The sequence below is a fragment of the Kitasatospora sp. NPDC041917 genome, assembly GCF_055589745.1.
Window position 1 is genome coordinate 1 of sequence record NZ_JBVJBI010000003.1, and the last position, 26,766, is coordinate 26,766.

General features: G+C 74.1%; 18 protein-coding genes. 5 read left to right on the top strand and 13 right to left on the bottom strand.

Annotated elements, in window-relative coordinates; genetic code table 11:
* The 3 genes from ACZ6EM_RS03795 to ACZ6EM_RS03805 all read left to right on the top strand — a co-directional run.
* On the top strand, positions 1-3,033 hold a 3,033-nt coding region (locus ACZ6EM_RS03795), incomplete at its 5' end, for an amino acid adenylation domain-containing protein (RefSeq protein ID WP_465771569.1).
* A 333-nt stretch (positions 3,034-3,366) separates the two neighbouring features.
* A complete protein-coding gene (locus tag ACZ6EM_RS03800; protein WP_401050906.1) occupies positions 3,367-4,794 on the top strand; it encodes an APC family permease in 1,428 nt (475 codons plus the stop codon).
* A 52-nt stretch (positions 4,795-4,846) separates the two neighbouring features.
* A complete protein-coding gene (locus ACZ6EM_RS03805) occupies positions 4,847-6,484 on the top strand; it encodes an amidohydrolase (protein ID WP_465771570.1) in 1,638 nt (545 codons plus the stop codon).
* Positions 6,485-6,674: 190 nt separating this feature from the next.
* Here ACZ6EM_RS03805 and ACZ6EM_RS03810 read toward each other — a convergent pair whose 3' ends face one another.
* The 3 genes from ACZ6EM_RS03810 to ACZ6EM_RS03820 form a co-directional block, all read right to left on the bottom strand.
* Positions 6,675-7,382, bottom strand: a complete 708-nt coding sequence (locus ACZ6EM_RS03810; protein WP_401050911.1) for a TetR/AcrR family transcriptional regulator — start codon at positions 7,380-7,382, stop codon at positions 6,675-6,677.
* 73 nt (positions 7,383-7,455) lie between these two features.
* Positions 7,456-8,793 carry a helix-turn-helix domain-containing protein gene (locus ACZ6EM_RS03815; RefSeq protein ID WP_465771571.1) on the bottom strand — a complete coding sequence of 446 codons (1,338 nt, stop codon included), beginning with the start codon at positions 8,791-8,793 and terminating at the stop codon, positions 7,456-7,458.
* 109 nt (positions 8,794-8,902) lie between these two features.
* Positions 8,903-9,661, bottom strand: a complete 759-nt coding sequence (locus ACZ6EM_RS03820) for a DUF4232 domain-containing protein (RefSeq protein ID WP_465771572.1) — start codon at positions 9,659-9,661, stop codon at positions 8,903-8,905.
* Between the two features lie 456 nt (positions 9,662-10,117).
* On the opposite strand from ACZ6EM_RS03820, the gene ACZ6EM_RS03825 reads away from it, so the two are divergent.
* Positions 10,118-10,528 (top strand): ArsR/SmtB family transcription factor, encoded by a 411-nt coding sequence (locus ACZ6EM_RS03825; protein WP_401054025.1) that lies wholly within the window; start codon positions 10,118-10,120, stop codon positions 10,526-10,528.
* Between the two features lie 49 nt (positions 10,529-10,577).
* Here ACZ6EM_RS03825 and ACZ6EM_RS03830 read toward each other — a convergent pair whose 3' ends face one another.
* The 4 genes from ACZ6EM_RS03830 to ACZ6EM_RS03845 all read right to left on the bottom strand — a co-directional run bounded on the left by ACZ6EM_RS03830 (position 10,578) and on the right by ACZ6EM_RS03845 (position 15,991).
* Positions 10,578-11,951, bottom strand: coding sequence for an ABC transporter ATP-binding protein (locus ACZ6EM_RS03830; protein WP_465771573.1), 1,374 nt, complete (start codon positions 11,949-11,951; stop codon positions 10,578-10,580).
* Positions 11,952-11,965: 14 nt separating this feature from the next.
* Positions 11,966-13,771 carry an ABC transporter permease gene (locus tag ACZ6EM_RS03835; protein WP_465771574.1) on the bottom strand — a complete coding sequence of 602 codons (1,806 nt, stop codon included), beginning with the start codon at positions 13,769-13,771 and terminating at the stop codon, positions 11,966-11,968.
* A 148-nt stretch (positions 13,772-13,919) separates the two neighbouring features.
* Positions 13,920-14,315, bottom strand: a complete 396-nt coding sequence (locus ACZ6EM_RS03840; RefSeq protein ID WP_465771576.1) for a winged helix-turn-helix domain-containing protein — start codon at positions 14,313-14,315, stop codon at positions 13,920-13,922.
* Positions 14,316-14,341: 26 nt separating this feature from the next.
* Positions 14,342-15,991 (bottom strand): NRAMP family divalent metal transporter, encoded by a 1,650-nt coding sequence (locus ACZ6EM_RS03845; protein WP_401055562.1) that lies wholly within the window; start codon positions 15,989-15,991, stop codon positions 14,342-14,344.
* Between the two features lie 628 nt (positions 15,992-16,619).
* Here ACZ6EM_RS03845 and ACZ6EM_RS03850 point away from each other — a divergent pair.
* Complete coding sequence (locus tag ACZ6EM_RS03850; RefSeq protein WP_465771577.1) at positions 16,620-17,930, top strand: YhgE/Pip domain-containing protein; 1,311 nt, start codon at positions 16,620-16,622, stop codon at positions 17,928-17,930.
* 43 nt (positions 17,931-17,973) lie between these two features.
* Here ACZ6EM_RS03850 and ACZ6EM_RS03855 read toward each other — a convergent pair whose 3' ends face one another.
* The 6 genes from ACZ6EM_RS03855 to ACZ6EM_RS03880 all read right to left on the bottom strand — a co-directional run bounded on the left by ACZ6EM_RS03855 (position 17,974) and on the right by ACZ6EM_RS03880 (position 26,611).
* Positions 17,974-20,304, bottom strand: coding sequence for an FdhF/YdeP family oxidoreductase (locus tag ACZ6EM_RS03855; protein WP_452177603.1), 2,331 nt, complete (start codon positions 20,302-20,304; stop codon positions 17,974-17,976).
* A 202-nt stretch (positions 20,305-20,506) separates the two neighbouring features.
* On the bottom strand, positions 20,507-21,424 hold the full coding sequence (locus ACZ6EM_RS03860; RefSeq protein WP_465771578.1) for a LysR family transcriptional regulator: 918 nt from the start codon (positions 21,422-21,424) through the stop codon (positions 20,507-20,509).
* Positions 21,425-21,427: 3 nt separating this feature from the next.
* Positions 21,428-22,306: a formate dehydrogenase accessory sulfurtransferase FdhD gene (fdhD, locus tag ACZ6EM_RS03865; protein ID WP_465771579.1), complete on the bottom strand. Its 879-nt coding sequence runs from the start codon at positions 22,304-22,306 to the stop codon at positions 21,428-21,430.
* A gap of 26 nt (positions 22,307-22,332) precedes the next feature.
* Complete coding sequence (locus ACZ6EM_RS03870; RefSeq protein ID WP_465771580.1) at positions 22,333-23,604, bottom strand: MFS transporter; 1,272 nt, start codon at positions 23,602-23,604, stop codon at positions 22,333-22,335.
* Positions 23,605-23,850: 246 nt separating this feature from the next.
* A complete protein-coding gene (locus tag ACZ6EM_RS03875) occupies positions 23,851-24,318 on the bottom strand; it encodes a GreA/GreB family elongation factor (RefSeq protein ID WP_401053138.1) in 468 nt (155 codons plus the stop codon).
* Between the two features lie 142 nt (positions 24,319-24,460).
* Positions 24,461-26,611, bottom strand: a complete 2,151-nt coding sequence (locus ACZ6EM_RS03880) for a UvrD-helicase domain-containing protein (protein WP_401053140.1) — start codon at positions 26,609-26,611, stop codon at positions 24,461-24,463.
* Between the last annotated feature and the right edge of the window lie 155 nt (positions 26,612-26,766).

A 26,766-nucleotide genomic window follows, 5' to 3' on the forward strand; every position in this document is an offset into this window, starting at 1 on the left:
TTCGGCACGGTGTTCCTGGGCCGGATGGACGCGGGAGGCACCGCGCACCGGACGCCGGGTCTGTACATCAACACCCTGCCGATCCGGATCGACGCGACCCGGGCGCTGGACGCCGGACTGCGGGCCGCGCAGGTGCAGTTGGGCGAGCTGCTGCGGCACGAGCACGCCCCGCTGACCCTCGCCCAGCAGGCCACCGGTCTGCCGGCGCAGAGCCCGCTGTTCACCTCGCTCCTCAACTACCGCCACAGCCCCGGCGCGACGGGCGAGGGCACCGGTCTCGCCGGGATCCGGGTGCTGTACGGGCACGAGCGGACCAACTACCCGCTCACGGCCTCGGTGGACGACACCGGTGCCGGCTTCCGGCTCTCGGTGCAGGCGGGTTCGCCGATCGACCCGGACGTGGTGTGCGGTCTGTTGCACACGGCGGTCGAGAACATGGTCGGCGCGCTGGAGCGGGACGCCGGTACGTCGCTGGAGCGGATTCCCGTCCTCGGCAACCGGCAGCGCGACCGGTTGCTGACCGCCTGGAACGACACCGCCTCCGACGTTCCGGCCGCGACGGTCGGCGAGCTCTTCGAGGCCCAGGTGGCGCGGCTGCCGGAGGCGGTCGCGGTGGCCGCCGACGGGGCCGAGGTGTCCTACCGGGAGCTGGACGCCCGGGCGAACCGCCTGGCCAGGCTGCTGGTGTCGCGGGGCGTGGGCGCGGAGTCCGTGGTCGGCGTCTGCCTGGAGCGCGGGGTCGGGCTGATGGTCGCGCTGCTGGCGGTCGTCAAGGCCGGCGGTGCGTACATGCCGATCGACCCGGCGTACCCGGCGGACCGGATCGGCTACATGCTGGAGGACGCGAGGCCGGTGACGGTGCTGGCCTCGGCGGGCACGGCGTCGGTGCTGCCCGGTTCCGGCGCGCTGGTCCTGGACGCGCCGGAGACGGTGGCGGAGCTGGCCGGCCTGGACGGCGGCGCGCTGGTGGACCGCGTGGTGCGGACCGCGGACGCGGCGTATGTGATCTACACCTCCGGGTCGACCGGTCGCCCCAAGGGCGTGCTGGTCTCCCACGCGGGTGTGGCGAGCCTGGTGGCCGGTCAGGTGCGGTACCTGGGGGTCGGCTCCGGGTCGAGGGTCGGGCAGTTCGCCTCGGCGGGCTTCGACACCTTCGGCTGGGAGTGGTTCATGGCCCTGCTGACCGGCGCGGCCCTGGTGGTGATCCCGCAGGACCGCCGCCTGGGCGAGGCCCTGCCGCACTTCCTGGCGGAGCAGCGGGTCACCCATGTGACGTTGCCGCCGGCCGTCCTGGCGACGCTGGACGAGCGGTCGATCGCCGACGACGTCGTCCTGGTGACCGCCGGTGAGGCCTGTCCGCCGGACGTGATGGCCCGCTGGATGCGCGACCACCGGGTGTTCAACTCGTACGGCCCGACCGAGACGACGGTGGACGCCACGATGTGGCCGTGCGATCCGTCGGCGGGCGAGGTGTCGATCGGTTCGCCGGTGGTCGACACCCGGGTGTTCGTGCTGGACGGGTTCCTCGCGCCGGTTCCGGTCGGGGTGCCCGGTGAGATGTACGTGGCGGGTGCCGGCCTGGCCCGGGGCTACCTGGGCCGCCGGGGTCTGACGGCGGAGCGGTTCGTGGCCTGCCCGTTCGGTTCGGCCGGGGAGCGGATGTACCGCACCGGTGACCTGGCGCGCTGGCGCGAGGACGGGACGCTGGAGTACCTGGGCCGCACCGACGACCAGGTGAAGATCCGCGGCCACCGCATCGAGCTCGGCGAGATCGAGGCCGCCCTGCTCGGCTGGCCCGGGATCGCGCAGGCCACCGTGATCGTCCGTGAGGACGTCCCCGGTGACCGGCGCATCGCCGCCTACGTCGTCCCGGCCGTGGACGCGGCCGTGGCCGCGGAGGTGGACGTCGCCGAGGTCCGGGCCGGGCTGGGCGGGGTGCTGCCGGAGTACATGGTCCCGTCCGCGATCACGGTGCTGGACGCGCTGCCGCTGACGGTCAACGGCAAGCTGGACCGCCGTGCGCTGCCGGCGCCGGACCGGACGGAGCTGCTGGAGTCGTCCTACCGGGCGCCGCGCACGGCGGACGAGCGGCTGGTCTGCGAGGTGTTCGCCGAGGTCCTGGGCCTGCCCCAGGTCGGCATCGACGACAACTTCTTCGAGCTGGGCGGGCATTCGCTGCTGGCGGTGACACTGGTCGACCGGCTGCGGTCGACGCTCGGGGTCGCGGTGGGGGTCCGGAACCTCTTCGAGGGCCCCACGGTCGAGTCCCTGGTCCGGGGGCTGCGCCGGCCGGCGGGCGCGGAGGGGCTCAAGGTCCTGCTCCCGCTGCGCGCGGGTGGCGAGCGGCCGCCGTTCTTCACAGTGCACCCGGCCGGTGGTCTCAGCTGGTGCTACGCCCCGCTGACCGGGATCATGCCCGAGGAATGGCCGCTGTACGGCCTCCAGGCGCGCGGTCTGAGCGAGCCGGGCGCGTTGCCGGGTTCGGTCAAGGAGATGGCGGCGGACTACGTCGAGCAGGTCCGGGCGGTGCAGCCGAGCGGCCCGTACCACCTGCTGGGCTGGTCGCTGGGCGGTGTCGTCGCGCAGGAGATGGCGGTGCAGCTGCAGGCCGTCGGGGAGGAGGTCGGCGCGCTGGTCGTGCTCGACGCCTACCCGTCGGTCACCGTGGACCAGGGCGTGGACGAGCCCGGGATCGAGGAGGTCGACTGGACCGACGCCGTCCTGCGGGTCGGCGAGCGCTTCGGCCTCGACCTCTCCGACCAGGAGCTGGCCGTGGCCGAGGGCGTCCGGGCGAACAACGTCGAGATCGCGACGGCGCACGTTCCGGGGACGTTCCAGGGCGACCTGATCCACGTGGCGGCGCTGCTGGGCAAGCCGGCCGGGACGCCGCTCGGGGTCCGGTGGAAGCCGTACGTCACCGGCGCGGTGGTGCAGACGGCCCTGCCGTGCGGGCACCACGAGCTGGCCCGGCCGGAGGCGCTGCGGGCGGCCTGGGACGCGACGAGCCGGTGGCTGGAGGGCCCGGAGGGTTAGGACCCCGGCAGGACGCACCGGGAGGAGCAGGAGACACCGAGGGGCCCGCCGGACGACCGGCGGGCCCCTCGGGCCGGGGCGGGCCGGGGCGGGAGGGGGCGGCGACGGGCCGGGACGGGGCGGTGACGGCGCCGAGGCTTATGACAACGCCATTGACGTGTGGCGGGGCCGCCGGTTTCATGGCTCGCACTTCCCGCCCGCGTCACCCTCTGCGACCGGTACCGGGATTCCCCCACACGCGCACCCCACGACCAAGGCGGTGATCCGTTGGCATCGACGGTGAAGGACACGGGCGGCGGCCCGAGAGCGGACGCGCGAAGCTCCCACGTCACGATGCGCAAATCGCTCGGCCTGGTGGACGGAGCGGTGATCGCCGCCTCCAGCACGGCCGCCACCAGCAGCATCGGGATCGGCCTGGGCCTGATGGCCGGCGTGGTCGGCCTGCACCTTCCGGCGATCATGCTGCTGGCCTTCCTGCCGGTGCTCGCCATCGCCGGCGGGTACGGGCGGCTGAACGCCGTCGAGCCGGACGCGGGCAGCAGCTACCGGTGGGTCGGGCGCATCCTCAGCCCCTGGCTGGGCTTCCTGACCGGGTGGGTGAACACCGTGGGGACCGTGGTCTTCATGGCGTACACCACGACCGTCACCGGCTCCTCGATCGTCCAGCTGCTGGACCAGGCCCACGTCCGCAGTGTCGCCGGGCTGCGGCTCGACGCCGACTCGACCGTCCAGTGCACCCTGATCGGCCTGGTGGTGCTGGTGGGCGCCGCACTGGTCGCGGTGCGCGGGCTGGACCTGGCGGCCAGGCTGCAGAAGGCGCTGCTGGTCTTCGAGTACGCCGTGCTGCTCGGCTTCTGCGGCTACGGGCTGTTCGCCGGCGACCAGCCGTTCTCGCTCCAGTGGTACAACCCCTTCGACATCCCCTCCTTCGACGCGGTCGCCCAGGGCATGGTGCTCGCGGTGTTCTGCTACTGGGGCTTCGAGTCGGTGTTCAGCGTCGGCGAGGAGGTGCGCGACCCGCGGGACGCCTCCCGGGGCGGTCTGCTGGCCCTGGTGGTGATGCTGGCGCTGTTCCTGCTCGCCGGAACGGCCTTCCAACGGGTGCTGCCGATCGACGAGTTGGCCGACAACGGCGCCCACGGGCTGACCTACTTCGGCACCAAGCTCGCCGAACAGCCGCTGGCCGCACTGCCGTTGATCGCGCTGATGTTCTCCGCCGTGGCCTCGCTGCAGTCCTCGGTGATCCCGACCGCCCGCGGGATGTACGCGATGGGGCGCGACCGGGTGCTCGGCCCGGTCTGGACCCGGCTGCACCCCCGGCACGCCACGCCCGCCGTCGGCACCCTGCTGATCACCGGCGTCGCGGTCCTGCTGGCGCTGGCCTCGATCGCCATCCCGACCGTCAACGACCTGATCTCGGCCGCGGTCAACGCGATCGGCATCGTCGTCGCGCTCTACTACGCGCTGACCGCCGTCGCCGCCGCCGTCCGGTTCCGCGGACTGCTGCGCACCGACCTGCCGGAGGGGCTGCGCGCGGTCGTCGGGCCGCTGCTGGGCGCGGCGGCGCTGCTCGCCGTCGGCGGGTACCTGGCCTGGAGCTTCTACGACTCCACGGATCACTTCGAACTCGCCGCGGACAACGGGTGGTTCGAGCTGTCCGTGGTGATCATGATGGTGGTCAGCGGGCTGCCGGCGGCGGCCTGGGCCCGCTGGCGGCGGCGCTCGCCGTACTTCCTGCGGGAGGGCGCCGTGGCCGACTGACCCCGCAGCACGGCAGGACGAATCACGAGGACGCGAGAACGGAGCACCACCCATGACCGAGGCCGATCTGGTCTTCACCCACGGCCCCGTCCACACCGGCGACGCGGCCCGCACCCGGGCGAGCGGCCTGGCGGTCGTCGGCGAACGGATCACCGCCGTCGGGCACGACGAGGTCCGGGAGCTGATCGGGCCGAGGACGGAGGTCGTCGACCTCACCGGCAAGCTGCTGCTGCCCGGCTTCCAGGACGCGCACATCCACGCGGTGTTCGGCGGCGCCGAGCTGGCCTCCTGCGACCTCACCGGGACGGTCGGCGTCGCCGACTACCTGGAGCGCGTCCGGGCGTACGCCGACGCCAACCCGGAGCAGGAGTGGATCACCGGCAGCGGGTGGTCGATGGAGAGCTTCGAGGGCGGACTGCCCACCCGGCAGCTGCTCGACTCCGTCGTCCCCGACCGGCCGGTGTACCTGACCAACCGGGACCACCACGGCGCCTGGGCCAACACCAGGGCGCTGGAACTCGCCGGGCTCACCGCCGACACCCCCGACCCGGCCGACGGGCGGATCGAGCGCGAGGCCGACGGCACTCCCGGTGGCACCCTCCAGGAGGGCGCCACCGCCCTGGTCGCCCGGCTGGTGCCGCCCTCGACCGCCGCCGACCGGCTCGACGGGCTGCTGCGCGCCCAGCGGCTGCTGCACTCGCTCGGCATCACCGGCTGGCAGGACGCGCTGCTCGGCGCGTTCAACGGCCAGCCGGACCCGTCGGACGCCTACCTGGCCGCCGCCCGCTCCGGCGCGCTGACCGCCCGGGTGACCGGCGCACTGTGGTGGGAGCGGGACCGGGGTGCCGAACAGATCCCCGAACTCGTGCGGCGACGCGCGGAGTTGAGCCACGGACGGTTCCGGGCCGGCTCGGTGAAGATCATGCAGGACGGCATCGCGGAGAACTTCACCGCCGCGATGACCAGCCCCTACCTGGACGGCTGCGGCTGCGCCACCGCCAACTCCGGCCTCAGCTTCGTCGATCCGGTGGCGCTGCGCGGCCACGTCACCGCACTGGACGCGCTCGACTTCCAGGTCCACTTCCACGCGCTCGGCGACCGGGCCGTGCGCGAGGCGCTGGACGCCGTCGAGGCCGCCCGCACCGCCAACGGCCGGCGCGGCGCCCGGCACCACCTCGCCCACCTCCAGGTGGTCCACCCGGACGACCTCCCGCGCTTCGCCCGGCTCGGCGCCGTCGCCAACATCCAGCCGCTCTGGGCCGCGCACGAGCCGCAGATGGACGAGCTGACCATCCCCTTCCTCGGGCCCGAACGGGCCGCCTGGCAGTACCCGTTCGGCGCCCTCCAGTGGGCCGGCGCCACCCTGGCGGCGGGCAGCGACTGGCCGGTGAGCAGCCCGGACCCGCTGGCGGGGCTGCACGTGGCGGTCAACCGGATGGAACCGGAGGCCACCGACGGGCGGGTCTTCCTGCCCGAGCAGCGGCTCGACCTGGGCTCGGCCATCGCCGCGTACACGGCCGGCAGCGCGTACCTCAACGGGCACGACGACGCCGGCGTGCTGGCGGCCGGACGGCTCGCGGACCTGGTCGTGCTCGACCGGGACATCCTCACCGGGCCGCCGGAGGAGATCGCGCGGGCCCGGGTCCTGCGGACGTACGTCGGCGGCGAGTTGGTGCACGCGGCGGACTGAGCCGGGCAGGGGCCGGACCGGCCGTCGGCGGTGGGCGTACGGGGGCTCACCGCCGGCGGCCGGCGGCGTTTCCGGGCCCGGGCGGTGCCGCGCCGGGCGTCCGAGGCCGGCCGCCCCCGTCACCGCGCGCCATGCCCGCCACGCCCGCCATGCCCGCCACGAGGAACGTCACGCTGTCGGCCCGCCCGCCTCAGCCGCCCGCCGCTCGCAGCCGGGCCTCGGCGGCCTCCAGGAGCAGGTCCAGGGCGTACGGGTAGCCGCTGCGGCGCATGTCGGTGGTGAGCAGGTGGGCGGTGGCCGCGATGTGGGGGTGGTCGGCGGCGTCGAGCCGGGCGTAGGAGGCCTGCCAGACCTGGAGGTCGGCGTTCTGGGCAGGGGCCGGGAGGGCGAGTGTGGCGGCGTCCAGGGCGGCGAAGCCGAGGCTCTGGTCGACGAAGGCGTGGTAGATCCGGACGGCCTCCGGGTCCGGGAAGCCCGCCCTGCGCAGGACGCCGAGGATCGCCTCGACGGCGGCGATCTCGTGGGTGCGGCCGGTGGTGCGGTGGGCGGCGAGGATGGCGGCCTGCGGGTGGGCCAGGTAGCTGGCGTGGATGCGCAGGCCGATGGCGCGCAGGTCGGCGCGCCAGTCGCCGGTGGGCCGCCAGCCGTGCTGGGCGCGGCCGATCAGCTCGTCGGCGACGGCGAGCAGCAGGTCGTCGGTGCTGTGGAAGTAGCGGTAGACCGCGCTCGGATCGGCGCCGAGCGCGGCGCCGAGCCGTCGCACCGTGAGCGCCTCGGTGCCGTGGCTGCCGATCAGCCGGATCGCGGTCCCGACGATCAACTCGGCGGACAGCACCACGCCCTGCTTGGTGGGGCGGCGTCGACGGCGCTGCGGTTCGGGGACTACGCGGTCGGTCATCCCCCGAGGTTATGCCCGCACCGTTGACGTAGGCCAGGGGTCGGGCACCTCCCGCCCCGGCCGTCGGCCGGACTCAGCCCTCGTTGTGGGCCGGGGCCCAGGAGGTGCCGTTGTGGATGTAGTTCGGCGCGCCCTGCATGCCCACGGTGCGGAACGGCTGCTGGTCGCCGAGGTCCACCCGCATCGTGCCCTTGCGGCCGTCCTTGCCGGTCCACACCAGTTCGAGGAACCAGCTGACGTCCTGGGAGCGGGTGGCGGCGTCCACGTCGATCACCTGCGGGTCGGTGGCCGAGATCCGGTACGGGAAGTCCGTCGTCCCGGTCCTCCGTTCGCCCTCCCGGCCCGCGACGGGGACGAGGCGCGGCGTGGCCGCGTCGAGGTCGACCGCGAAGGACGCCGGTTCGAGCCCGCCTCCGCAGCCGGACCCGGGCGTGTAGGCGTTCCACTTGGGGGCGGGCCGGGTGCTGACCACCTGTACGGACATGGAGTTCAGCACGACGGCGTCCGAGCTCGCGCCCAGGGCGGTCAGCTCGATGCGCAGGTGCCCGGCCGGGACCAGGCGCTGGGAGGCAGCCCAGCTGTCGATCCGGCCGGAGGACGACGGGGGCGGGGTCACCTGGGCGGGGGAGCGGGCGGAGAGGAACCACTGGTCGCAGGGGCTGCCCCAGCCGTTGCTGAGGACACTGACGTGGAAGGGCGCGGGGAGGTCCTCGGGGGCCGCCGGGGCGGCGGCGGACGGGGTGTCCGCGGCGGCGGAGCCCGCGGGTGCCGGCGGTGCCGGGGCACCGGTGGGCGCGGTGCCGGCCCCCGCGGTGGCGGCGACGGACGGTGCGGCGGGCGAGGAGGCGGAGGCGTTCGGGGTGCCGCCGGTGTCGCCGGTGTCGCGCAGGAGGAGGCCGGAGGCCACGGCGGCCAGCGCGACCACGGCGGTCGCGCTCAGCAGCACCCGGGTGCGGATGCGGCGGCGCGGCCCGGCGGGCGGGGGCGCGGGGTGGGTGGTCGTCACCTCCTGTTCCTCCTCCGGCGCGGCGGCGGACTGCGGGTCGGGTGCGGCTTCCGGCCGGAGCCGCAGCTCCGCTTCCGGCTGCGGCTGCGGTGTCGGTGCGGGCGTGGGCGTGGGCGCCGGTGCGGCGGCGGCCGGGGGGCCCGCGGAGGAGGCCTCCCGGCGGCGGGCCGCGTCGGCCAGGATCCAGCGGCGGTGCAGTTCGACCAGTTCCTCGCCGCCGGCCCCGCAGACCCGGGCCAGCCGCTCCACCGGCGCGTACTCGGTCGGTACGGCGGCGCCGTTGCAGTAGCGGTGCAGGGTGGAGGTGCTGACGTGCAGCCGGGTGGCCAGGGCCCCGTAGCTGCGGCCCGAACGCTCCTTGAGTTCGCGCAGCATCGCCGCGAACTCCTCGGTCTCCACACTCATCCGCTGCCCTTCCCCCACCCCGGGCCCGGCCCGGGATGCCGTCGATCCGCGAATCACCGTACCGGCAGGCCGGGGCGGGGACCGGGGCAGGGGAGTGCGAAGCGGCAGGTCAGCTCCGGCCGGCCGTCTCCGTGGAGGCCGCCGCGTCGGAGACGCTCTCCCGGTACAGGCCGAGCTTCGGCTGCTTGCCCACCTTCGCGCCGGCGCCGAGCGGGAAGTTCCGGGTGTCGGCGTTGGGCATCTGGTCGTCGGGCAGGACGTTCAGCTGGTCCACGTCGGCCACCCCGCCGCTGCCGGGGTTGAGGTCCACCACCGCGTAGGTGCTCCTGCCGGGAGCCAGCGCGTAGGCCGGCGGGCCGCCCAGCCCGCCCGGAACCAGCGGAGTGAGGTCGTTGCCGTGCTGGGGGGCCTTCGAGCTGCCGAGGCCGATGAGCGGGTAGTAGCTCAGGCCGCAGTAGGCGGTGCCCTGGTTGTGGACCTCGATCACCCGCTGGTCGGGCGACCCGGCTCGGGCGGACACCTTGACCGTCAGCTTGTCGGCCTTGCAGGGGTGGGTGTAGGCGTACGCCTCGTCGCTGACGGCCGCGGCTCCGCCGCCCGTGGCGGGGACCACGGGGGTCCTGGGACGGGCGGAGCCGCCTCCGGCGGGCGCGGCGGTGGCGGGGGCCGCCGGGGCCGGAGCGCCGGCGGCCGGCTGGGCGGCGGGCGCGGCGGGTGCCGCGGCACCGGGGGCGGTGCCGGCCGTGGTGGTCCCGGCGGGCTTCGCGGGCCGGGCCGCGTCGCCGCCGTCCGGCCCGCAGGCGGTCAGGGCGAGGGCGGCGCCCAGGGCGAGGGCGGCCGGGACGAACAGGGCACGGCGAGCGGACATGGAGGTTCCCCCGTGAGGTTGCGGATGAAGGAGGCGAGGAAGGCGGCGGGCCGTCGGCGCCGACCGCTGGGCAGCACTCTGGTCCGTCGTCCGGCCGGTCCGCCAGACCTCCCCGCCGAGCCGGGACGCTGGAACGGTTCCACCCCCGTTGACCTGCGGTTTCGCACCCGCCTGGAACGGCCTCCCGGAACGCCGCGAGGCCCTCAGGGGCGTCGGCGGCGGAGCCGGGGCGTGTCGTGCGGAGCTTTGCCGGGGGCACGACTCGCCCCCCGGAGCCCGGCCGGGAGGTGCCCCCACCTCGGCCTCGCGATGCACGCACCCCGACGCCGCACCCTGACGCCGCACCCCGACGCCGCGCCCTGATCCGACAGGACCCACCGGACACGCCCCGGGCCCGGCCGGTGCCACCGCCGAGGGGCGGGTCGGCGGGTCGGCGGGCGTCGGTACGATCCCTGTATGGGTGGTGCGCGGGAAGAGGCCTGGGACGCCGAGGCGGCGGAGCGGGCGGTGGCGGTGCTGAAGGCGGTGGCGGACCCGTCGCGGTACCGGCTGCTGTGGGCGCTGAGCCGCCGGGAGCTGCCGGTGAGCGAGCTGGCCGAACTGCTGGGGGCGCACGTGTCGGCGACCTCGCAGCACCTGGCGAAGCTGCGCGCGGCCGGGCTGGTGGTGGCGCGCCGGGAGGGGACGCGGATCTTCTACCGGGCCACCGAGGTGCGCGGGCTGCTCACCGAGGCCGCGCTGATCGCCCACGACCTGCCCGCCCGCCGCGGCGGCGGCGACGACGGCGCCGCCCCGGCCGGTGCCACCGCGCCGCAGCCCTTCGCCCGCGCGGCCCGCGCGGTGCGCCGCCGCCCGGCGACCGGCTGAGCCCTCCCCGGCCCTCCGCAGTGCCTCGCCCGGCGTCGGGCCGGGCCGGTCAGCGGCCCGGCGCCGCCAGCCGGTACTCCTGCCGGTCGGCGTCGTACGCGAAGAGCCCCGCGTAGCGGCCCCAGTCGGTGGCGGCCTCCAACTGCCGGTCGGTCTGTTCGCCGGTGTAGTGGCGGCCGAGCAGGTCGCGCAGGAAGCCGGTGCGGACGGTGGCGCCGGGCCGGCCGCCGAGGCTGTTGGCGATCAGCTTGATCAGTGGGACCTCCAGGGCGGCGGCGGCGAAGACGGCGCGGGCCTCCTGGGCGTCGGCCCCGGTGTAGGCGGCGCCCGTCGCGGTGAGCAGCAGGTCGTCGCCGTGGACCTCGGCGAAGCCCAGCAGGTCGAGGGCGTCGACCTGGGGGAGCAGGTCGTCGATGTCCAGGCCGAGTTCGTCGGCGAGGCCGGCCAGGTCGCAGCTCCCGCCCCGGTGGGCGATCGTCTCGGCGAGACCGGAGAGGCCGTCCACGCCGGCGCTGGGCAGCGGGGTGGCGGCGACGGTGCGCCGTTCGGGGTCGGGTTCGGTGCGGCCGGACGGGCGGGTGTCCTTGGGCCGGCCGGTCATGATCCGGTACACCCGGTCCACCAGCTCGTCGAAGGCGGCCGAGTCGCGGTCGCGCGGCCGCTCCAGGGCGACCTCCACGGTCTCCCGGATCGTCCCGTACGGGCGGGCGCCGAGGACCACGATGCGGTCGGCCATGAGAACGGCCTCCTCGATGTTGTGGGTGACCAGGACGACGGCCCGGGTGGGGAACTGGCCGGACTCCCACAGCTCCATCAGCTCGCCGCGCAGGTTCTCGGCGGTGAGCACGTCGAGGGCGGAGAACGGCTCGTCCATCATCAGCACGTCCGGTTCGACGACCAGCGCCCGGGCGAAGCCGACCCGCTGGCGCATGCCGCCGGAGAGCTCCTTGGGGTAGGCGGAGGCGAAGCCGGTCAGGCCGATCAGGTCGATGGCCTGGTCGGCGGCCCGGGCGCGTTCCCGGGGCGGGACACCGCGGGCCTCCAGGCCGAGTTCGACGTTCTGCCGCACGGACAGCCAGGGCAGCAGCGCGAAGGTCTGGAAGACCAGCGCGGTGCCGGGGTTGGCGCCGGTGAGCGGGGTGCCGCGGTAGCGGACGGTGCCGGAGCTGGGCGGGACCAGGCCGGCCAGGCAGCGCAGCAGGGTGGACTTGCCGGAGCCCGAACGTCCGAGTACGGCGACGACCTCGCCGGCCCGGACGGTGAGGTCGATGCCGGAGAGCACCGGCAGTTCGCCGGCGGCCCCGGCGTAGGACTTGGTCAGACCGGCGGTCTCCAGCAGCGCCTCCCCGTCCCCGTCCTCGTGGGGGGCGGGTGCGGGTGCGGGTGCGGGCTCGGCGGCACGGTTGCGGAACGGGAAGCGCATCGGCGGACTCCGGACTACAGCGAGTAGCGGCGCTCGGCCAGCCGGTACAGCCGGCGCCAGAGCAGACGGTTGAGGGCGACGACGTACAGGCTCATCACCGCGACCCCGGCGAGCAGGTGCGGGTGGTCGCCGCGCTCGGCGGCCCGGGCGATGTACGCGCCGAGGCCGGTCGCGGTCAGCGTGGTGGAGCCGAAGGTGACCACCTCGGCGACGATGGAGGCGTTCCAGGCGCCGCCGGAGGCGGTGATGCCGCCGGTGACGTACGCCGGGAAGACGCCGGGCAGGATCAGCCGCCGCCAGCGCTGCCACCCGCGTACGCCGAGGTCGTCCATGGCCTCGCGCAGGTCGGCGGGGACGGCCATGGCACCGGCGATGGCGTTGAACAGGATGTACCACTGGGAGCCGAGGGCCATCAGCAGGATGCCGCCGAGGTCGATCGACACCCCGGTGCGCAGCAGCAGCCAGACCACCAGGGGGAAGAGGAAGTTGGCGGGGAAGCCGGCCAGCACCTGGACGACGGGCTGGGCGATCCTGGTCAGCCGGGGCGAGAAGCCGATCTTCACGCCGATCGGCACCCAGACCACGGTGGCCACCGCGACCAGCACCACCACCCGGGCGAGGGTGGCGAGCCCGAGCAGCAGTGGCTCGCCGAAGACGCCGAGGCCGGTGCGGTCGGCCAGGTAGCGGCCGAGGTCGACGAGGCCCCACAGCACGATGCCGCCCGCGACGAGGGCGAAGGCCACGTCCCCGGCCCGCCGCCGGCCGGGGTGGACGGCCGGCGGGCGGTCGGCGGTGCCGAACACCCGCCCGGCCCGGTTCAGGGCCCGTCCGGCGGGGCGCAGCGCGCGGCCGAGCGCGGCGGGCAGCCGGGAGCGGCGCAGCAGGTCCAGCACGACCGAGCGCTGCACCTCGGTGGCCTCGGACTGCTCGTTCTTGAAGCGTTCGGCCCAGGCGGTGAGCGGCCGCCAGAACAGGAAGTTCACGCCGACCACCAGTACCACCATGGTGGCGATGGCCCAGCCGACCCGGCCGAGGTCCCCGGCGGCGATGGCCGCGCCCGCGTACGAGCCGACCCCGGGCAGCGCGTACCGCCGGCCGTCCACGGTGATCGCCTCGGAGGCGACCAGGAAGAACCAGCCGCCGCCGAAGCCGAGCATGCCGTTCCAGACCAGGCCGATCATGCCCGAGGGCAGCTCGACCTTCCAGAACCGCGTCCACCGGCTGACCCCGAAGGAGCGGGACAGCTCGTCGAGTTCGCGGGGCAGCGAGACCAGCGCCTGGTAGAAGGCGAAGGTCATGTTCCACGCCTGGGAGGTGAAGACGGCGAACACGGCGGCGCATTCGAGGCCGAGCACCGAGCCGGGGAAGAGGGCGAGGAAACCGGAGACCGCGAGGCTCAGGAAGGCGAGCACCGGCACCGACTGGAGGATGTCCAGCGCCGGGATCAGCACCCGTTCCAGCCGGCGGCTGCGGGCGGCCGCATAGGCGTAGCAGAAGGTGAAGACGATCGAGAGGGCGAGCGCGGCGAACATCCGCAGCAGCGAGCGCGCCGCGTCGTACGGCAGCCGGGCCGGGTCGGTGTCGACGGCCGCGTCCCGGGTGGTGGAGAAGCGGACGGGGCCGCCCTGGCCGAGCCGCAGCACGAGGTAGAGCAGGACCAGGACGGCGGCCGCGACGACCAGGTCCGTCCAGACCCGCCCGCCGAGCCGGTGCGCGGTCCGGGTGGGCAGTGAGCCCGGGGACAGGCCCGGCAGCGAGCCCCGGGACACACCCGGCAGCGGGCTCCGGGACCGGCCCGGGGCGGGCTTCGTCAGGGTCATGGCGGTACCTCCGGGGCAAACCCGGGCAGTCTGCTCCCTCGGGACGTCCGTACGCAAACCCGCCCCGCCCCCGCGGGGGCTACCGGGTGCGCCCGGCCCCGGGCGGGGCGCCGTGTCCCGTCCCGGGGCGCGCCGTCCCGGGCCGGGGTCAGGCGGTCCGGGCCAGCCGGGGGTCGTACTTGTAGCCGATCTGGCGGACGGTGGCGATCGCCTCCCGGTGCCCGGGGCCGAGCTTGCGCCGGATCCGGGCGATGTGGGTGGCGACGGTGCGGGAGTCGCCGGTGTCCGGGCGGCCCCAGACGTTCTCCATCAGCTGGCGCCGGGAGTGCACCCGCAGCGGGTTGCCGACCAGGTGCGCGAGCAGTTCGAACTCCAGGTACGGCATGGTGACGTGCCGGCCCTCGACGGTGACGGTGCGCTGGTCGGTGTCCACCACCAGGCCGGGCGCGGGCACGGGCGCGGGCGCGGGTCGAGGGGCCGGGCGCCGGCCCGGGGCGGGGTGGTGCGAGAAGACGGCGTCGAGCCTGGGGCGGTGCGGGACCATGGCGCGGGGGCTCCTTCGTGGTCGGCTCAGTGGTTCAGCGCGGTCTGGACGATCTTGACGACGACCATGGCCGTCGCGATCAGCAGGTAGGCGCGCAGCGCGCCCATGCCGACCTTGCGGGCGGTGGACAGCACCGGCTTGTCGAGGGTCTCCAGCGGCGGCATCCGCCAGTTCTCCCGGCCGGTGCGGTCGACGGGGTCCTCCTTGGTGCCGCGGCGCCCGAAGGTGAAGGAGTACCCGGCGACGAGCACGCCCGCCACGCCGCAGCCGGCCATGATCCGGAGGATCGCCCCGGAGCCGATGTCGGGCCAGACCACGGCGGCGGTGAGGATCAGGGAGAGCATCACCAGGACGCCGACCACCAGCGAGGTGAAGGCGTTGGTCCGCGGCCCGTTCGTCCAGGGGCCCAGCACCGCGCGGTCGTTGCAGAGCAGCAGCAGGAAGACGGTCGCGGAGGGCAGCAGCACCCCGGCCAGCACCTGGACGAACTGGGTCATCAGGCCCTGGGTGTAGTCGGTGGAGAGCAGCGTGATCGCCGCCGCCGCGACCACCAGGCCCGCGTAGATCCCGTAGAAGCCCTTGGCGCCCTTCACCCCGCGGTGCAGCGAGTGCTTGATGCCGAAGACGTCGCCGATAGCGTACGCGGTGGACAGGGACACCGCGAAGGCGCCGATGATCGAGGCGTCCAGCAGCGCGATGGCGAACAGCACGCCGGCCAGGTGCCCGGCCTTGTCCTCGATGCCCCGGGCGACGGCGGCCGCGTCGGAGAAGTGCCCGAAGCCGTCGGTGCCCGCGAAGGCGGCGGCGGTGAGGCCCATCATGGCGGCGGCGCCGACGATCACGATCACGATGCCGATCCAGAGGTCGGCCTTCTCGTACGTCATGAAGCGCGGGGTGATCCGCTTGTCGATGACGTACGACTGCTGGAAGAACAGCTGCCAGGGCGCCACGGTGGTGCCGACGATGGAGATGATCACCAGCATCACGGCCGCCGGTCCGCCCGACCCGCCGGGCATGGCGGGCACCACGAAGTCGTGCGCCATCCGCGAGGTCCTCGGGTGGACCATGAAGTAGATCGGCACCAGCAGCAGCGAGCCCAGGCACAGCGTCACGGCGACCCGCTCGAAGCGCTGGAACGAGCCGGTGAAGGCCGAGGCGATGATGATCCCGGCGGCGAGCACCACCGAGGCCGCCTTCGGCAGGCCCAGGTACCCGGCCGCGAGCGTGACCCCGATGAACTCGGTGACCAGCGTCAGCGCGTTCAGCAGGAACAGGTCGATCACGCTGAACGCGCCCCAGAACTTCCCGAAGCGCTCCAGGATCAGCCGGGCGTGGCCGACGCCGGTGACGGCGCCCAGCCGCAGCACCATCTCCTGGTTGACGTACAGCACCGGGACCAGCATCAGCAGCGTCCACAGCAGCTGGGTGCCGTAGTTCTGCCCGGCCTGGCCGTAGGTGGAGAAGGCGCCGGCGTCGTTGTCGCCGACCATCACGATCAGGCCGGGCCCGACGATCGCGAGCAGGGTCTTCAATCTCGCCGACAGGCCGTGCCGGGGCGTGGTGTCGTCGAGCCGGATGGTGCCGAGCGCGCCCTTGATGTCGCCGACGTGCGCGTCGTCGAGGACGGCCGAACGCGGCTCGGGCGGAGCGGAGTTGAGCGTGGCGTGGGTGGTCATGGGTTTCCTCCCTGGGCCCCGGGGGGCGGTTCGGAGGCAGGCGGCGGCTCTCCCCGCGGGCGGGCACGGCGCATCGGCGCGCGGCTGCGCGGCCCGTACGGTGGCGTGCGGGCACGGCGGAGCCGCGTGCGGACATGGCGTGCCGTCGTCGCTGATGACTGCCGAAGAATGGTGACGGATCGTCAGGACGTGCTGCGGGGAAAGGTGTTACCGCATGCCGGAGGTGTGCGAGGGCAGGCGGGGATGGGGGCAACTGTGGCCCGGACTACTGCAATCCATGTCTCTCGCCTCCTCCCGGCCGGCGCACCCCGTGGTGCGTGTCATCGACGCGGCAAGGAGCTCACCGGCCCGCGCGACGCGACCGCCGGTTCACCCCAACTCGTCAGAGCTTAGTCCCGCCCGGGAGCGATACTTGCACACTTGGTAAAACCTTTACCTTTCTGTCGGCGTACGCCGGTGCCTGCCGTCGCTGCCCGTCCGCGCCCGCCGCTGTCCGCTGCTGCCCTTCCACGCCCCGGGGCGGGCGGCGGCCGGCCGGGTGACGGGGGTTTGGCCGCCGGGCCGCCACGGAACGACTTCCCGCCGTACCGGCACCGGCACCAGGTCGTGCCCGAACCCGAGGGGTGGCATGGCGACCGCAGACTCCCAGGGGCCTCCCCGGCAGGCGCGGGCACTGGCGCTCGCACGGAACCCGAAACTGTGGCTCTTCCCCGGCGTCCTGTGCTGCCTGCTGGCCGTCCTCCTCTCCCTGCTCTACATGGGGGGCATCCTCAACCCGAGCGGGCACCTGCACCGGCTGCCGATCGCCCTGGTGAACGAGGACCAGGGCCCGCCGCAGCCCGGGCAGGCGGAGCCCCTCGGTGCCCGGCTGGCCGCGGCCGTGGTGGCCGGCACTCCCGACAGCACCGTCCAGTGGCGGCAGGTGGACGCGGCCGGACTGAGTGAACAGCTCGCCGCCGGCAAGGTCTACGGCGCGCTGGTCGTGCCGAAGGACTTCAGCGCCGCCGTCACCTCGCTGGTCACCGGCGGCGCCGTCGAGCGGCCGACCGTCACCGTGCTGACCAACCCCGGCATGGGCAGCCTCGGCTCCTCGATCGCCGCGCAGATCGCCCAGAACGCCGCCCACCAGGCCTCGACGGCGCTCGGCGGGCAGCTGCTGGCCGCCGTACCGGCCTCCGGCGCCCCGGGCCCGGACACCGGAGCCACCGCCCGGCTGCTGCTCGCCGACCCGATCGCCGTCACCACCCAGGTCGGCCACCCGATCGGCGGCCACAGCGGGCTCGGCCTGAGCGCCTTCTACTTCACCCTGCTGGCCGTGCTGACCGGCTTCATCGGCGGCAACATCGTCCACAACGGCGTCGACGGCGCGCTCGGCTACAGCGACAGCGAGATCGGCCCCTGGCACACCCGCCGCCCGACCGTCCCGATCAACCGCACCCAGACCCTGCTGCTCAAGATGGTCATGACGGCCGGGATCATGCTGCTCACCACCTCGCTCGTGGTGCTCTGCTCGGTCGGCGTCCTGGGCATGGACGCCCCCCACCTGGCACAGCTGTGGATCTTCGCCTACTGCGCCAGCCTCGCCGTGGGCCTCGGGGTGCAGGCGATCAACGCCGCGTTCGGCGGGATCGGGCAGCTGGTGTCGATGTTCGTCTTCATCGCGCTGGCACTGCCCTCCTCCGGCGCCACCGTCCCGCTCCAGGCGGTCCCCGGCTTCTACCGCTTCCTGAGCCTCTTCGAGCCGATGCGTCAGCTCAGCGACGGCATCCGGGCGATCCTCTTCTTCGACGCCAGGGCCGACGCCGGGCTCACCCGCGGCTGGGTCATGATCGGAATCGGCGCGGCGCTGGCCCTGCTGTTCGGCTTCGGGATGACCCGCTACTACGACCGCAAGGGCCTGCACCGCTGGACGCCCCAGCCCTCCGGCCAGGACACCTGACCGCCGGGGCCGGGCGGCCGGGGCGGTCAGGTGTCCTGGCCGGTCAGGACGCCTTGGTGACGGTCACCTTGAGGTGCTTCATGATCGGCTGGTCGCTCTGGGTGCTGTAGTCGCCGATCGCGCACAGCACGTTCAGCTCCGGCATGTACCCGGCCGCGCAGCCGCGCGGGATGTCGTACGGGACGGCCAGGTAGCCGTGCACCGAGCGGGTGGACCCGTCCCGGGCGGTGCTGGTGACGTCCACCCGGTCGAACTCGTCCAGGCCGCGCTCGCGCATGTCGTCCCGGTTCAGGAACACCAGGGTGCGCAGGTTCCGCACGCCCCGGTAGCGGTCGTTGTCCGAGTAGATGGTGGTGTTCCACTGGTCGTGCGAGCGCATCGTGCCCAGCGCCAGGGTGCCCGGCTCGGGGACGACGTCGGGCAGCGGGGCGGCGGAGAACTCGGCCTTGCCGGAGCGGGTGTCGAAGACCAGCTCGCGGGCCGGCTGCTTGATCCGGAAGCCCAGCGGCAGCCGCACCCGGCGGTTGAAGTCCTCGAAGCCGTCGAGGACCTGGGCCATGGTGTCGCGGATGCGGTCGTAGTCCTCGATGTACCACTCCCAGGGGGTGGAACTGTCCGGCAGCGCCGCACGGGCCATCCCGGCGACGATCGCGGGCTCGGAGAGCAGGTGCGGCGAGGCCGGGCGCTTCATGCCGACCGACAGGTGCACCATGCTCATCGAGTCCTCGACCGAGGTGGACTGCACCCCGGCCCGCTGGTGGTCCTTCTCGGTCCGGCCCAGGCACGGCAGGATCAGCGCGGCCCGCCCGTGCACCAGGTGGCTGCGGTTCAGCTTGGTGCTCACCTGGACGGTCAACTCGCAGGACTCCAGGGCCTGGTAGGTGTACGGGGTGTCCGGCGCGGCGAGCGCGAAGTTGCCGCCCATGCCGACGAACACCGTGATGTCGCCGCGCCGCATCGCCTCGATCGTGCCGACGGTGTCCAGCCCGTGCTCGCGTGGCGGCTCGATCCCGCACACCTCGGCGAGCCGGTCCAGGAACGCGCCGGCGGGCCGGTGGTCGATGCCGCAGGTGCGGTTGCCCTGGACGTTGCTGTGCCCGCGCACCGGGGAGGGGCCGGCCCCCTCCCGGCCCAGATTGCCGCGCAGCAGCAGGAGGTTGACGATCTCCCGGACGGTGTCCACCCCGTGCTCGTGCTGGGTGACGCCCAGGCACCAGCTGAAGATCGAGCGGTCGGCCTCCCGGTAGACCCGCGCCGCCTTGAGGATCTCGGCCCGGTCCAGCCCGCTCTGCCGCTCGATCTCCTCCCAGGGCGTGGCCAGGCAGACCTCGCGGTACGCCTCGAACCCGCTGGTGTGGCGGTCGATGAACAGTCGGTCCAGCGCCCGGTCGTCGGCCGCGGACTGCTCCAGGATCGCCTTCGCCATGCCGCGCAGCAGCGCCATGTCGCCGCCGATCCGCGGCTGGAGGTTCAGGGTGCTGGTGCGGGTGGCCCGGTTCAGCGCCATGTCGGTGAAGTCGTGCGGGATGATCGTCCGGGTCGCCGCCGCCTCGACCAGCGGGTTGACGTGCACGATCTGCGCGCCCCGCTTGTACGCCTCGGCCAGCGAGGTGAGCATCCGGGGCGCGTTGGAGGCCGCGTTGACGCCCAGGATGAACAGGGCGTCGGTGACCTCCCAGTCCTTGAGGTCGACCGTCCCCTTCCCGGTGCCGAGCGAGGCCTGCAGGGCCCGGCCGCTGGCCTCGTGGCACATGTTGGAGCAGTCGGGCAGGTTGTTGGTGCCCAGCTCGCGGGCCATCAGCTGGTAGAGGAACGTCGCCTCGTTGCCGAGTCGGCCGGAGGTGTAGAAGGCGGCCCGGTTGGGGTCGTCCAGCCCGCGCAGGGTGCGGCCGACCAGGGCGAACGCGTCCTTCCAGCCGATCGGGACGTAGTGGTCGGTGTCCGGGTCGTAGACCATCGGCTCGGTGAGCCGGCCCTGGTCCTCCAGCGCGAAGTCGCTCCACCCGGACAGCTCGGTCACCGTGTGGGCGGCGAAGAACTCCCGGCCGACCCGCTTGCGGGTCATCTCCCAGGTGACGTGCTTGATGCCGTTCTCGCAGATGTCCAGGTGCAGGCCCTTGGTGTCGTCGGGCCAGGCGCAGCCGGGGCAGTCGAAGCCGCTGTTCTCGTGGTTCATCCGCATCACCGCCCGCGGCCCGTCCAGGTACGCGCCCTCGCGCACCATGAAGCGGGTGACGCTCTTGGCGGCGCCCCAGCCGGCGGCCGGGTGGTGGTACGGCTGGACGTGGGGCGGGCCGGCGGGGGAGGGGCCGACCTCCTCCTGCCCCGGGGGCTCCTGCGGGGGAGTGGTGACGGCGTCGTCGGAGGTGGTCACGGGCCTCGCCTTCCGTCGCACGGGGGTCGGACACCCGGCGTTGCAGTCGACGCTACGTCCGGAGGCCGGACCCCGCGCGTCGAGCGGTCGTGGCTCGGGCGGTCGTGTCCCGGTCCCGGCCCGCACGGTCATGCCCCGGTCCCGTCCCGGACGGTCATGCCCCGGTCCCCGGTCCCCGGTCCCCGGTCTCGGGCCCGGGCGATCACGCCGCCGGCAGGCTGCCGAGCACGGTGGCCACCTCGGTGAGCCGGGCGACCTCCAGCAGGGCGCGGGCCATCACCGAGCCGGGCTCCCGGGCGGCGATCACCAGTCCGATCGGCGCGCTGTGCGCCGGCTCCGTCAGCGGGACCGCCCGCATCCCGCGCGGCACGCCGAACACGTGCAGCCACGCGTACGGCACGACGCTCGCCCAGTGCCCGGTGCGGACGTGGGCGAAGAGCGAGGCCACCGAGTCGGTCTCGACCCGGGGCGTCGGCGCCAGCCCGAGCCCCGCGAACACCTCGTCCAGCACCCGGCGGCCCTGCATGCCCGGGTGCAGCAGGCACAGCGGCAGTCGGGAGGCCTGCTCCCAGGTCGCCCGCGGGTGCTGGGCCGGCTCGTCGGCCAGACCGGTCAGCAGGACGTACCGCTCCTCGTACAGCGGGAGTGCGCGCAGGTCGTCCTCGCCCGGTCCGGGCAGGTAGGTGACGCCCGCGTCGATCTCGAAGTTCCGTACCTGGCGCAGGAGTTCATCGGATCGAAGGTCGGTGGACAGCTCCACGGCGGCCAGCGGGTGGGCGGTGCAGAACGGCCCGGTGAGCAGCGACACGGCGCCCGAGGCGGTCGGCACCGAGCCGATCCGCAGCCGTCCGCTCAGGCCGGTGCGCAGCGCGTCCACCTCGTCCCGGAGGGCGTCCCGGTCGGCCAGGATGCGCTGCGCCCACAGCACGATCCGCTCGCCCTCGGGGGTCAGGCCCTCGTAGGCGCGGCCGCGCCGCACCAGCAGCACCTTCAGCTCGTCCTCCAGCTTGCGCAGCGCCTCGGAGAGGGCGGGCTGGGAGACGTGGCAGGCCTGGGCGGCGCGGGCGAAGTGGCGCTCCCGGGCGAGCGCGACGAGGTATTCGAGCTGGCGGAACAGCATCGCCTACTCGACTCCGGTGGCGGTGGCGGTGGCGGGGGCGGTGGTGGTGGCCGGCGTGGAGGTGTCGACGCGGTCGGTGCGGGTGTAGACGTTCATCGAGTCGCCGCGCAGGAAGCCGACCAGGGTCAGCCCGCTCTCCTCCGCGAGGTCCACGGCCAGCGAGGACGGCGCGGAGACCGCCGCGAGCACCGGGATGCCCGCCATCACCGCTTTCTGCACCAGCTCGAAGGAGGCCCGCCCGCTGACCATCAGCACCGTGCCGCGGGCCGGCAGCAGGCCCTCGCGCAGCGCGTGGCCGACCACCTTGTCCACCGCGTTGTGCCGGCCCACGTCCTCGCGCAGGCAGAGCAGCCGCCCGTCGGCGTCGAACAGCCCGGCCGCGTGCAGGCCGCCGGTGCTGTCGAAGACCTTCTGGGCGGCGCGCAGCCGGTCGGGCAGCGCGGAGAGCAGCGCGGGGGTCACGCGCAGCCCGTCCCCGGCGACGCTCCACGGCGCGGTGGTGCGCACCGCGTCCAGGCTGGCCTTGCCGCACAGGCCGCAGGAGGAGGTGGTGTAGAAGTTGCGCTCCAGCGAGGCGTCGGGCGCCGGCACACCGGGGGCGAGCAGGACGTCCACCACGTTGTAGGTGTTGCCCCCGTCGGCGGTGGCACCGGCGCAGTAGCGGATGCCCGCCACCTGCTCGGCGGCGTGCGCCACGCCCTCGCTGACCAGGAACCCGGCCGCCAGGTCGAAGTCGCTGCCCGGGGTGCGCATGGTCACCGTCAGCGCGCGCCCGCCGACCCGGATCTCCATCGGCTCCTCGGCGGCCAGGGTGTCGGGACGGTACGAGGGCGCGCCCTGGCGCAGGCGCAGCACTCTGCGGGGGACGGTCACTCGGCCCATGGTCGTCGGCTCCTCGATGGTCTCCGTCAGGTCTGTACGGATGAATCCTCCCCCCTGGCGGCGGCGTACGGGTCCGGCGGGTCGGGCAGGTGGCGGCGGCTGTGCGCGGCGGTGACCGCCAGGCAGAGCAGACCGACGGCCGCCATGCCCGCCAGCAGCGCCGGATAGGAGGCGTGGCCGGCGGTGCCGGCGAGCAGCAGCGGGGTGAGGAAGCCGCTGGAGGTGATGCTCTGGTAGAGGGAGGCGGAGGTCGGCCCGGAGGCGCGCGGGGTCAGCCGCTCCACCTCGTGCAGCCCCGCGCCGAGCGTCAGCCCGTACCCGGTGCCGAGGACGAGGGCGGCGGCCACCACCAGGCCCACCGAGTCGAGGGCGGCGGCGAGGGCGCCGAGCAGCAGCCCGGCGATCACCGTGGCCATCGCGGTGAGGGTGGCCCGGGCACTGTCCGCGTCGTCCAGCCGGGCGGCGAAGGGCTGGGCGACCACGCCCGTGGCCAGGGTCAGCGCCGCGACCAGGCCGCTGAACAGCGGCGCGTAGCCGGGCACCCGGTCGGCGACCAGCGGCGGCAGTACCACGTACGCCACCGTGGCGGCGCCGAGCACGGCCGGGCTGGCGGGCAGGACCACGTAGCGGAACCGGGGGTGGCGGACGGCCGCCGGTCCGTTGCCGTTGTTGCTTCCGCCGTTGCCGTTGCCGTTGCCGCCGCCGCGGCCGTGGCTCCGGGCGGTCTCCGGGAGTCCGCGGGTGGCCCGCAGCACCAGCAGGCAGCCCAGCGCATGGGCGAGGGCGGGCAGCACCGTCGGGCCGGGCAGCCACTCGGCGATCACCCCGGAGGCCAGCGCGCCCGCCGCGAAGCCCGTACCGGTGGCGTACATCGCCCGGCGGGCGCTCCGCTCGGGCGGGACGGCGGGCCCGGAGAGCTCGCGCAGCCAGGCCGTCCCGGCCAGGAAGACCAGCCCGGCCGCGAAGCCGGTGGCCAGCCGGGCGGCGTACACCGAGGGCTCGTCCGGCAGCGCCAGCACCACGCTGGCGGCGGCGGACAGGCCCAGCGCGCCGCGCACCGTCCGCCGCCGGCCGTACCGGTCCGCGGCGGGCCCGCCCAGCAGCAGACCGGGCAGCAGGCCGAGCAGGTAGACCGAGAACATCGCGGCCAGCGAGAGCGCCGACCAGTCGGTGCGCGCCCGGTACACGGTGGCCAGCGCGGTGAACTGGTTGGCGCCCCAGGCGGCGACGGCGACGGCGGCGGCCGCCGGGAGCCAGCGGGCGGTGCGGGGCACGGGCATTCCGTCGGTACCGCCCATGCGCTGTCCTGCCCCGATTCCGGCTTTCCGGCCATTCCTGGATTTCCGCAGTCCAGTGTGCGGTCCGTCGCCGCGGGGCGTCAAAGAAGTGAATCCTGTGAGCCGATAAGCGGCGCCTATCGGAGATTCGACGGATATCCCTTTGCCGGGTGTCCGGAAAACCTGCCGGACATTCCGAAAGAACGATCGGGAATTCCGCTCCGATCATTCCGTTCGGATTATTCCGCCCCGGCTACTGCGTGCCGGCTATTCCGTGCCGCCCACCGACAGCACCACCGCGCTGGCCGCGCCGGCCGGCGTCTCGTAGTTCACCGTCTCCCCGGCGTGCCGCCCGAGCAGCGCCTTCCCGAGCGGGCTGTCGAAGGTCACCAGGGTGAGGTCCCGCTCCTCCGCCAGCTCGGAGATCTCGACCGTCTCCTCCGTGCCGTCGTCGAACCGCACGGTGACCGTCGATCCCACCCCCACCACCCGCGCGGACGGCTTCCCGGCCACCTCGGCCTCCCGCAGCCGCGCCTCCAGCTCGGTGATCCGCCGGTCCAGCCGGGTCACCTCCGACGCCCGCTGCAACTCGTCCGCCGCATCCGCCCGGTCCCCCACCGGCTCCAGCCCGCGCAGCGTCGCGGCCACCTTCTCCCGTTCCTCCCGCAACTGCGCCAGGTCCGCCTGCACCGCACGCAGGCCCTCGGCACTGATCGGTTCCGGCCCACCGCTCATCCCACGCTCCCGGGGCTGCTCGTCACACGCTCGAACACCGGCCGCCTCCCATTACCCCACCCCTCCGGGCCCCGGGCAACTTCCGGGCCGATCGACCACCCGGAACGATTCGTCGAGGACGCGTCGCCCGGGGCGCCGCGGGTCACCGTGCGAGCAGCTGCGCCGGGACGACCGGTTCGAGGAAGACGCTCGGTGTGCCGTGCCAGGACACGCTGAGGGCCTCGCGTGCACGCGTGCACGCCACGAAGAGCAGGCTCAACTCGCCGCTGAGGTCCTCCTGGTGCTGCAGCGGGTCGGTGTCCACCGGGGTGATCGCGCTGCGCATGGGCACCAGGCCGTCGCTCACGCCCACCACGGCGACGCAGCGGAACTCCAGGCCCTTCATCCGGTGCATGGTCCCGACCCGGACGCCGGGGGACGGCGCGTTGCCGAGCACGTAGGCGGGCGTCCCGGCCTGCTCCAGGGCCTGGGCGACCTCGCGGCCGAGCTGGGCGGTCCGGGCGGCGACGCCGATGTCCTCCGGGGCGACGCCGGACGCGGTCCACTCCGCGATCCGGGCGACGAGGTCCTGGATCTCGTCGGCCTTGTCGACGTGGCCGTGCACCTCGGGGTGCGCGCCGTGCAGGGTCGAGTGGTAGCCGACGAGGGAGTCCTCGCCGCCGTCCATGTCGTCGGGCCGCTCGCCGGTCAGCAGGGACGCGGACCAGCTGATGATCTCGTGCGTGGTCCGGTAGTTGACCCGCAGTCGGGAGGACCGTCCGACGACCTGGATTCCGAGTGAGCGCAGCGAGACCTTGTTCCCGTAGATCCGCTGGTGCGGGTCGCCGGCGAGGAACAGGTCGTCCGGTCCGGACGCGACGATCGCGCGGAGGAACCTCCACTGCGCGGGGTGGAGGTCCTGCGCCTCGTCGATCACCACGTGCCGGAACGGGCGGTCGTCCTGTTCGTCGAGCGCCCGCGCGGCCTGCGCGCAGACCTGCAGGAACGTCAACTCCCCGGCCTGTCGCAGCTCGTCCTCGAACGCGGCGACCGCACGCCACACTTGGGCCTTCTGCAGCGGACCGAGGGCCGTACCGCGGCCGGACCGCTGTGCCTTCAGGTACTGCTCCGGGCTCTCGATCGCCTGAGCCAGGACGACCTGCCGCCACTCCTGGTCCAGGAAGACGTCGGTGAAGTCGATCCCGAGCCGGCGGACGATCCGGCCCCAGCGGGCGAGGACCGCGCGCCGGTTGAAGACGGTCTTCAGTGGGGCGCCGCCCCGCGAGCGGCGGAGCACCTCGTTCGCCAGCGCGTCGACGGTGACCACCCGGACCTTCGCCCTGATCCGCTCGTCCGTGATGAGCAGCGTGAGGCAGCGTTCGAGCTCGCCGGCGAGGTCCTTGGTGAAGGTGGTCAGCAGAATCGATCCGTCAGGTGCGTCCGGCGGCAGCCGGCGCGCCAGGTGATAGGCCCGGTGCAGGGCCACCACCGTCTTCCCGGTCCCGGGGCCGCCGGTCACCCGGGCCGGCCCGTTGTACGACTCCCGGTAGGCGATCCGGTACTGGGCCGGGTGCAGGAAGATCCGCCACACGTCGAACGGGCGCTCCAGGATCTCCCGCAGTTCCTCGGGGCCGGACACCAGAGCGACCCGGCCGCGCGCGTGGGCCATCGCCGAGACCAGCCCGTCCTCGGGCTGCGCGGCGTTCACCGGAGCCGCCGCCCGCGCGTACGCCTGGACGATCTCACGGTCGATGTCGGCCGGCTCCATCCCGCTCGCGAGGCCGATCAGAACGTCGAACTGCTGCTCCGGCAGGACCCGGTGGAGCGCCTCCAGATGGGCCTCGTCCGGAAGCAGCCGGATGATCGGCAGGATCTCCTCCTCGATGCCCAGGCTGCGCAGGACCTTGTCGGAGCGGTCGGCGAAGAGCCTCCGGGGTTCGTCGGGGGCCAGGGCCCTCAGCGACTCGGTGGCGCGTTCCAGGGCGACGTCGTTGCGGATCTCGACGCCCTGGGTGGCGGCGTTCACCGAGGCCCGGTGCTTGTACGCCCAGTCGTTCGCCTTGTCGTGGGGGAGCACCTTCAACAGCATGTACCCGTCGCCCCGGTCGGCCTTGAGGACCACCCCGCGCCAGAAGTCGGTGATCCGGATGGTCCGGATCCGGGGGTCCCGCTGGTGGGTGAGCTTCTCCAGATGCGCGCCGGTGTGCGTCGCTCCGGTGAACTTCTCGAACACGTCGAAGACCCTGCGCTGCACGGATTTCTCCAGTGCCGCGAACTCCAGCAGAAAGTCCCGGTGCATACCCAGCGTCGCCACCCCGGCCCCCTCGCGCGCCCCGGCCCGTCCGCGCGGCCGGGCAGTGCGCCTCACTGTACTGGCCCCGGTGATCACTCGCGGCGGGCCGCCCGGCGGCGGGCCGGTCGGGGGTGGCGGTGATCACCTTCTGGGGTGGGGCGGGGGTGAACGCGCAG